This is a genomic window from Cnuella takakiae (genome assembly GCF_001953305.1).
GTDB classification, from domain to species: domain Bacteria; phylum Bacteroidota; class Bacteroidia; order Chitinophagales; family Chitinophagaceae; genus Flavisolibacter; species Flavisolibacter takakiae.
Window position 1 is genome coordinate 2,801,118 of record NZ_MTFE01000010.1, and the last position, 8,812, is coordinate 2,809,929.

Genomic DNA, 8,812 nt, shown 5'->3' on the forward strand with positions numbered 1-8,812 from the left:
CAACAGCTAAAAACCTCCCTACAACTTCACATTTACCCCAAACATCCAGTTGGTGCCTGCCATGGGAAAATAGTAGTTCTCCGTATAGGGTGTGTTGCCGCTGATATAGCTGAAGGTATATCCATTGGGTGCATACATTTTGTTGAACAAGTTATTTACCTGCGCCACCAGCGTAATGCCTTGGATACCTTTCACCGGCAGGTTGTAACGTGCCTGTGCGTCCTGTACAAAAAAAGCCTCCAGGCTGCGCGATTTTTGCTGGGTATTATCGAGGTATTGGCGGCCAACGTATTTGCTGTTCAGGTTCAATTCCAGGTTTTTCACCGGGGTCAGTTGCAACTGGCCTGCGCCTACCAGGTTAGGGGAGAAAGCAATATCCGTTTGGTTGAACTTATTCTGCTTTTGATTGCCCTGATCGTAATCGTCAACATACTCGGTGAAGTCCACCACTTTGTTGCGGCTGATGGCCAGGTTGGCACTCAGCTGGGCCCAGCGGTTCAGGCGCAAACCGCCCTGCAGTTCCACGCCCAACCGGTAGCTGCGGTCGATATTGGTGCGGGTATAAGCACCCACATCATTGATCTGGCCGGTAAGCACCAACTGGTCTTTGTAAGCCATGTAGTAACCTGTAATGCCCCAATTGTAGGTGCGGGCGGTTTTGTTCAGGCCCAGTTCAAAGTCATGAAGCTTTTCGGGACGGGGCTGGCGGGCTGCACCTGCTTCAAAGTCGTCGCGGTTGGGTTCTTTCTGGGCCAGTCCATACGAACCATAAAACTGCAGCCCATTGCGGTTGTACGAAACGCCAGCCTTCGGATTGAGAAAAGCATAATCATTGTTTACCCGCAGGGTAGGGTTGTCGCGGAAACCATCAATTCGGTAGTGCACGGTGCGCAGTTGGAGGTCGGTGTACAACTGCCAGTAAGGGGCAATTTCCTGCTGCCATTTGGCGTACACGGTTGCATCGTTTTTCCAGGCATTCAGGTCGTAGAAGCGGTGTTTGGGTGTAGGCATGCCGCTCTTTGCCCAGATCACATCGCCAAAGTGGTTGCCTTCATACTTGGAAACCATGCCGCCGAGGGTCAGTTCTGTTTTGTTTGCCTGGTAGTTCAGCGAAAACACGTTGCCATAATAATCATTATCCAGCCACAACTGGCGTACCAGGTCGGAACGAGAGATGGTGGTATTGCCAACCACCACATTGGGCAGACCAACGCTCGAGTATCTTCGGTCGGCTTTGTACTGCTCGTAATAACCGGCACCTTTTACATAAAACAAACCAGTGTTGAAGTTCAGCCGCGAGTTGATCTTTTGGTTGAAAAACAACTGGTAGTGGGTTTGTCCATAATTATCGGTTTCATTTTGGTAAGGCGTGCCCGGCTTTTCGGTACCTGCGTAGTTAACGGTACGGTTAGACTTCAGGTCGGCTTCGGTAACACCGTTCCATGCCTGGTAGGTTTTTTCCTTTCCCGAAAAGCTGATGAAACGCAGGCTGGAATTGCCTTTTTCAAAAGCCGTAGCGAAATAATAGCTTTTCAGGTCGCTGGTGGCGCGGTCAATAAAGCCATCTGAGGTAATGTTGGACAGGCGCAGGTCGGCGGAAAAATACTTGCCCACCTTGCCGGTACCCAGGCGGAGGGTATTTTTCCAGGTGTTGAAAGAGCCGTAGCTGTTGTTGAATTCTGCATAGGCTTTATCATTAGCTTCCACTGTGCTCAGGTTGACGGTAGCACCAAATGCACCGGGGCCGTTGGAGGAAGTGCCCACACCCCGCTGTATTTGTATGCTGCTGGCCGAAGAAGCAAGGTCGGGCAGGTTCACAAAAAAGCTGCCCTGGCTTTCGGCATCATTGAATGGAATGCCGTTCAGGGTAATATTGATACGGGTAGCATCGGTGCCGCGAACCCTGATACCGGTATAACCCACGCCATTACCCGCATCGGAGTTTACCACCACCGAAGGGGTTTGGTTGAGGAGAAATGGCAGGTCCTGTCCCAGGTTGCGCTGCTCGATTTCCGCCTTGCGGATATTGGTCTTGGTAAATGGCGCCCGCACACCGGCACGGGTAGCCCTTACTTCAACCGGGATCATTTCTGTAGTGTCTTGATTAGCTTCCTGTGCACCGGCGGCCATAGCGGCGCTCATGGCAAGGAATAAAGCAGTCCTTTTCATTTTGTGTAAAAAATTAAAAATGAAAGGGAAAGCCAGGAGAGAGTTGGAAGTCGGCAGTTGCCCGTTCAAAGACCATCGGTGCTGCAGACACTACTTTGATCTTTGAACCACAAACTTGAAACTGTTAAGCTCCCTGCGCAGGCATTACCCTGATCAGGTTCTACGGGTATGATCTCAGACCTTCTTTTTTGAAAGGACACCCCGGTAAACGCTGAAATATTAGCGACGCAAATGTAGGGGAGATTTTTTTACGCGGTGCTGTAACCTTTTTCCTGCTGTGCCGTTTCAAAGAAAACGAAGCTTATGAAACAGTTTATATTGATCCTGGTGGCCGCCTGTTTTTCGGTAGCTGCAGCAGCTCAGAAAGTAATCAATGATCCCAATGCCGAACCACGCAACGTTGGGTCTTTTAATAAAATTGATATCAGCAGCGCCTTTGAGGTGATCATTTCCCAGGGCAATGCGGAAGGTGTGGTGGTGAGCTCCAATATTGAAGGCGACAACCAGAACATCCATACTTCGGTAGAAAATGGTAAGCTGAAAATAGGCTATCGCAACCCCGGGAAAAAATGGTACCGCAACCAGAACCTGAAAGCTTATATCTCAGTTAAAAACCTGGACTACCTAGGTGGCAGTGGCGCCTCCAAAATCACCATCGATGGCACGTTGGCCAGCCCCAACCTCGAGATTGATCTTTCCGGAGCCACCGACCTTAAGGGCAACCTGGCAGTAAACAACCAACTGAAACTGGAACTCTCAGGCGCTTCGGATGTAACCCTTACCGGTGCGGCAGGAGCCATCAACATCAGGGCCAGTGGGGCCAGCGATGTAAAGGCCTTTGACCTCACTGCGGGTGAATGCAATATCGATGCGTCGGGTGCCTGCAATGTGCGCATTTCGGTTGAAAAGGAAATGAACGCAGAACTCAGTGGAGCCAGCAATGTGCAGTACAAAGGCAATGCCTCGATCCGCAACATTAAAACCAGTGGTGCCAGCAATATCTCGCGTAAGTCCTGATGCTTTTGCAGCAAGATCATAACAAAGCCCCGGCAATGGGGCTTTGTTAGTATTAGCTAAGGCCTTTTGTGGCCGCCTGATTAATTGCCTGAACCAACACATTTAAATCCCTGGTGCTGGTGTACACATTAGGCGTTACCCTTACTCCTTCAATGCCTCCCCATTTCACCGGGGTTGTATGAACACGGTATTTCTGGAAAAAGAAATTATCCAGTTCCACTGGCGCAATGCCATCAAGGTTAACCAGGCCAATAGCGCAACCAAATTCCGGGCGCAGGGAGGTGCACAATCTTACCTTGGGTACTTGCATCACCTTTTCCATCCAGTAATTTTTCAGGTACTGCAACCTGGCCTGCTTCCGCTCACTCCCGATCATTTGGTGAAACTCGATGGCTTTACCTGTGGCCAGTTCAATGGCGCTAGGTTTGGTACCCAGGTGTTCAAACTTCCTGATGTTGGTTTCCGCAGGGTTCTCGGCGGCAAACAAGGGGTAAATCTTGCCGATATGTTCTGCTTTTACATACAACATGCCGGTACCGATGCAGGCACTTAGCCATTTGTGAAGACTGGCCGCAAAATAATCTGCGCCCAAATCGGTAATGGCATAAGGCAGTTGGGCAAAACTTTGGGCGCCATCCACCAGCACTTCAATACCCCGGGCATGGGCCTGGTCGGCAATGCGGCGCACCGGCAATATCTGGCCATTCCAATTGATCATGTGGGTTAGGTGTACCAGCCTGGTGCGGGGCGTGAACAACCGGGTGTATTGATGTACGAGGTAGTCATTGTCTTCACTGGGCAGTTGGAGGTTGGCCCAAACCAGTTTTATCCCATCCCGCGAAGCCCGTTGTTGCCAGGCGTGAATCATACTGGGATAATCCTGCCGGCACAGCACCACTTCATCACCAGCCTTCAGGGGCAAGCCAAAAATGATGGTCTGCAAAGCCTCGGTGGCGTTTCGTTGCAGGGCTACGCCATCTGCAGGCACGCCGGCCAGGAGGGCAAGGTCGCGGCGGATTTTTTCTTTGCCCAGATCCAAAATGCGCAACATATGGTAGCTGGGCGCTTCATTGGAGAAATCCAGGTACCGCTTTACGGCATCCTGCACCACCCGGGGGGCAGGCGACACTCCGCCATTATTCAGGTTGATAACCGACTCCGTAGTAGTGTAAGCCTGCTGCACATAATACCAGAAATCTTCATCTTCCGAAAGCACAGTAGCCGGTGTATATTCCTGGTTCGTCAATGCTTTTTGCAACTGGCGGCTCCAGGCAGGCTGTGCCCAACTACCCAGCATGGCCGCAAGCGATAATCTGCCACCCGTTTTCAATAAAGACCTCCGGTTGATCTGCTTCATGCTATCCTAAGGCTGCGATGCCGTTTAGTATTAAATTAGTGATTGGTATCATGTTAGGGCGCAGCTCATTGCCGCAGCACCGCACATTTAAATGTAACACCGTTCGCCCGGATTACAGCCAATCCAATCTTGTACATGCACCGAAGACAGTTTTTGCAACTTACCTGTGCGGCGGGGCTATTGGCCTGGGTAGCTCCACTCAATATGGCGGCACAAACTGCTACAGTTGGTACTGCCGGCTGGGATGATTTGTTGTTGCACCCACCGCCCCATGCCTTTCCGCAACTTTTCTGGTTTTGGATGAACGGGCATATTTCCCGGGAGGGTATCACCGCCGACCTGGAAGCGATGAAGGCTGCAGGCATTAGCGGTGTTTTCCAGTTTGATGCGGGCACCGGTATTCCCAAAGGCCCCGTTGCTTACGGTAGCGAGGAATTTTGGACTTTGAAAAAACACGCGCTCAGGGAAGCCCTGCGCCTTGGAATGGAAGTCACCCTGCACAACTGCCCGGGCTGGTCGGCAAGTGGCGGCCCCTGGATTGAACCCAAAGATTCCATGCAGGAGCTTACCTGGAGTGAGGTGGTGGTAAAAGGCGGTGGCCTGTTGGACATTATGCTGCCAAAGCCTTACCACAAGCTGGGTTATTACCAGGAGGTAGCTTTGCTGGCCTTTCCTGCATTTTCACGCGAGGTGGCATTGAATAATTATAAGGCCAGTACCGCATCCGGTAAGCTGAATTTTGCCCAGGTCAATGGCAATGGTGAAGTGTTATTGTCCACGCCAAATGCAAACGAACACTGGTTGCTCTTTGCTTTTGCGGAACCCGTTAAGGCTACCAATATAACCTTTCAGGTGGCTGCTGTTGGCTCCGGTAACGTTCGGGAGCTTTTTGATGGGGAAAGAAATTTTATTCTACTGGAAGCTTCGCAGGATGGCGTGCACTTCCAAACCGTTGCTACCATCAGCACCGGGTTGGAAGCCGCCCTGCTACTGGGTTACAAGTTCATAACGTTTGACTTTACTGCTACGGAGGCTGCTTTTTTCCGGCTGACGAGCCGCCTGCCCCGAAGGCTGGCGCAGGTGAGGTTTTCGGCATTGGAGCGCCTGCCCAACTTTATGGAAAAGGCAGGCTTCCGGTTTGGGTACCACCAAATAGCACCTGCTGCTGATACATTTCAAAGCAAGGACTTCATAGCACTTGACAAGGTGACTGATCTCACCGATTATATGGATTCCGAAGGCAGGCTCCGCTGGCAGGCGCCTGCAGGCCATTATACTTTGCTGCGTTTGGGGCATACTGCCACAGGGGCCATCAATAAGGCCGCACCGGATGGCGGACAGGGATTGGAATGCGACAAGATGCGGAAAGCCGCATTGGAACTGCACCTGCAAAAAGCCCTGCAACCCATCCTGCCCGAATTACAGGAGTTGGCTAAAAAGGGCAAGGCTGGTTTGGAGATCGACAGTTTTGAAGCGGGTATGCAAAACTGGACGGCAGAAATGCCGCAATTGTTTGCCCGTTTCCAGGGATATCGTTTGTTGCCTTTCCTGCCCGCTATAACCGGAAGGGTAGTGGCGTCTGTTGCTCTTACAGAAAATTTTTTATGGGATTTCCGCCAAACCATAGCCCATGCCGTTTCAGAAAATTATTACGGTGCTTTTGCCGATTGGTGCCGCCAACAGGGCCTTACCGCTTATGTGGAACCTTATGACAAAGGACCTTTCAGTGAACTAAGTATCGGCGCCCAGGCCGATGTGCCCATGGGCGAGCACTGGAACGGGTTATTTGCTATTCTACAAGGTAACCTGCCCATCAGGCGTACGCCCAAACTGGCGGCTTCCATTGCCCATACGCAAGGCAAAAGGTTGGTTGGTGCTGAAACTTTTACCAGCGAACCCAACGCGGGTAAATGGCAGGAGTACCCTTTCGGACTAAAAGCAACTGGCGATGCCCTCCTGGCACAAGGGGTAAACAAAATGGTGCTCCATCGCTTTGTACACCAGCCGCACCCCACCGCCCTCCCCGGTATGACCATGGGACCATGGGGCAGCCATATAGACCGAACCAATACCTGGTGGCCTTATGCCCGGGAGTGGTTTACCTACCTGGCCCGTTGCCAGTGGCTGCTGCGCAAAGGACAGTTTGTTGCTGATTTCGCTTACCTGGCACCCGAGGACTCTGCCACTTTTACACCAGTACGGCCTTCCGAACTGGTGGCTGCTCCCCCTGAAGGTTTTGCATACGATGTTTTGGATGCAGCCCTATTGCAGCAAGCAAGGGTTGATGCAGGCAGTTTGGTATTGCAAAGCGGCATGCGGTACCGGGTACTGGTAATTCAGGATTATTCCGTTATGAGTTATCCGACCTTGGCTGTCCTGGTGAAACTGGTCCGGCAGGGAATGATCCTGGTATCTCCGCCCGTGCAAAGCTGTCTTGGGCTGCGTTCCGCAAAAGCGTTGCAGCAGTTTGCGGCATGGATAAAAGTGCTGTGGGGTGATGGAAAAACCGTTGGGCAGCGTAGCGTTGGAAAAGGTGCTGTTTTTCCAGCATACGATTTAAGTAAGGTGGTGCGGCAATTACGGCTTGCTCCCGATTGTACCTTTACTTCCCAATCGGGCGATGCGCCCATCACTTTCCTGCACCGGCGCACGCCAACTGAGGATATCTATTTCTTATGCAATGCCCGGCGTACCACCGAAGAATTGGTGGTGCAGTTCCGGGTGCGCGGCAGGTACCCTCAAATCATACACCCGGTTCGCGGTATAGCGCGCCCTGCCTCCATATTTCATCTATTGCCCGACAGCGTCAGCATGCCCCTGCAACTGGACCCTTATGGTTCCCTGTTCGTAGTGTTTGCTGCAGTACCGTTGCCAGATTTTACCGTGTTGCACAAGGCCGGTAAAACATTTGTGCAATCTCATCCTTTTGTTCCGCGAACATGGGAGGCTTTTCCGGGTTGCCCAAACAATTTCACCTTGCAATTTTGGGTGAAACCAGAACAGGACATCATGCTCCGCTTTAGCCAGCACATGGAGCGGGTAACAGCACCTTATACCGATTACTACGCCATTTACCCCGCTGCCGGAAACAAATTGTATGGCCCCGGTCATGCCACCTGCGGGTTAGCCGTTGGCCGCAATGGGGTTACTGTTTGGGAAAACGCCAACGGCACACCCGAAATGGTACTGGCTCTTGCTGCACCCATTTCTGGCTTTACCCATCTTGCCCTTGTTTACCAGAAAGGGCTGCCTGAAGTTTACCTGAACGGAAAAGTTTTGGGCAAAGGACAGTTCTCCAAATGGCAGGTGCATCCAACAAAGGGAAGGGGCGTGGGAGTGGAAACGGATACTTATTACAACGGCGATATTTCAGACATTTCCATTTTGCCCACGGCCATCGATCAGGCTGCTGTTGAGGTTTTGTCCAAACAGCAAATGGCCACCCAACCGGCAATGCCACAAGTATTGCTGCATGAAGGATCAAAAGGAAGCATACTGCTGGCACAAAGTGGAAACTACCAGGCTAGTCGCGTGGATGATAAGAACCTATTCATTTCAGTGCCTCCCTTGCCTGCTAACAAAGCCATCGATGGCGCTTGGCATGTTCAATTTGGCCAAAAGCCTGGCGCGCCGGCACCTATTGATTTGCGCTCCCTCCAATCATTGCACAGCCATACGGAAGCGCGCCATTTTTCGGGAACCGCCATTTATACCACCCGCTTCAATATGCAGGATTTGCCAGCAGACCGCGCCGTACAATGGCTGCTCGACCTGGGTAGGGTAGAGGTGTTGGCCGAAGTGGTGCTGAATGGCAAAAACCTGGGTGTATTGTGGACAAGGCCATACCGGGTAAATGCTACACAGGCTTTACAAGAAGGCGAAAATGTTTTGGAAATAAAGGTGACCAATCTATGGCCCAACCGATTAATTGGCGATGCTCCGCTAATACAACCTGGCACCTACTTCCCGAAAGCTGCTGATGGCAGTTTTGAATTCTTAGTAGGTGGGGGCATTAAGCAACTACCAGGTTGGTACCTGCAGGGAAAAGAACAACCCAAGGACGGACCGGTAAGTTTTACAACCTGGAATTTTTACACCGCCGATGATCCTTTATTGGAAAGCGGTCTAATCGGGCCTGTATGGTTGCAACCGTATTATGAATTGAACTTTGTTAAAGGCAAATAAAAAAGCCTCCACATGGGAGGCTATTGGTTGCGAAGCTAGGGATCGAACCTAGGACCTTCGGGTTATGAGCCCGACGAGCTACCG

At 51.5% G+C, this 8,812-nt stretch carries 4 protein-coding genes and 1 riboswitch; of the genes, 2 read left to right on the forward strand and 2 right to left on the reverse strand.

Annotated features, from left to right (window positions below):
• Positions 1-18: 18 nt before the first annotated feature.
• On the reverse strand, positions 19-2,169 hold the full coding sequence (locus BUE76_RS12265) for a TonB-dependent receptor (RefSeq protein ID WP_073040340.1): 2,151 nt from the start codon (positions 2,167-2,169) through the stop codon (positions 19-21).
• Between the two features lie 112 nt (positions 2,170-2,281).
• A riboswitch (TPP riboswitch) is annotated at positions 2,282-2,383 on the reverse strand.
• 89 nt (positions 2,384-2,472) lie between these two features.
• Here BUE76_RS12265 and BUE76_RS12270 point away from each other — a divergent pair.
• Positions 2,473-3,186 (forward strand): head GIN domain-containing protein, encoded by a 714-nt coding sequence (locus BUE76_RS12270; RefSeq protein WP_073040011.1) that lies wholly within the window; start codon positions 2,473-2,475, stop codon positions 3,184-3,186.
• A gap of 52 nt (positions 3,187-3,238) precedes the next feature.
• Here the strand turns inward: BUE76_RS12270 and BUE76_RS12275 are convergent, their stop codons facing one another.
• Positions 3,239-4,543 (reverse strand): aminotransferase class V-fold PLP-dependent enzyme, encoded by a 1,305-nt coding sequence (locus BUE76_RS12275; RefSeq protein ID WP_073040009.1) that lies wholly within the window; start codon positions 4,541-4,543, stop codon positions 3,239-3,241.
• A gap of 135 nt (positions 4,544-4,678) precedes the next feature.
• On the opposite strand from BUE76_RS12275, the gene BUE76_RS12280 reads away from it, so the two are divergent.
• Entirely contained in the window at positions 4,679-8,728 is a 4,050-nt protein-coding gene (locus BUE76_RS12280) for a glycosyl hydrolase (RefSeq protein ID WP_073040007.1), read from the forward strand.
• Positions 8,729-8,812 lie beyond the last annotated feature (84 nt).

What these genes read in the sequence shown, in the direction of transcription:
- BUE76_RS12265 (WP_073040340.1), bottom strand. Translation starts at nt 2,169, where the DNA reads ATGAAAAGGACTGCTTTATTCCTTGCCATGAGCGCCGCTATGGCCGCC.
- BUE76_RS12275 (WP_073040009.1), bottom strand. Translation starts at nt 4,543, where the DNA reads ATGAAGCAGATCAACCGGAGGTCTTTATTGAAAACGGGTGGCAGATTA.
- BUE76_RS12280 (WP_073040007.1), top strand. Translation starts at nt 4,679, where the DNA reads ATGCACCGAAGACAGTTTTTGCAACTTACCTGTGCGGCGGGGCTATTG.
- BUE76_RS12270 (WP_073040011.1), top strand. Translation starts at nt 2,473, where the DNA reads ATGAAACAGTTTATATTGATCCTGGTGGCCGCCTGTTTTTCGGTAGCT.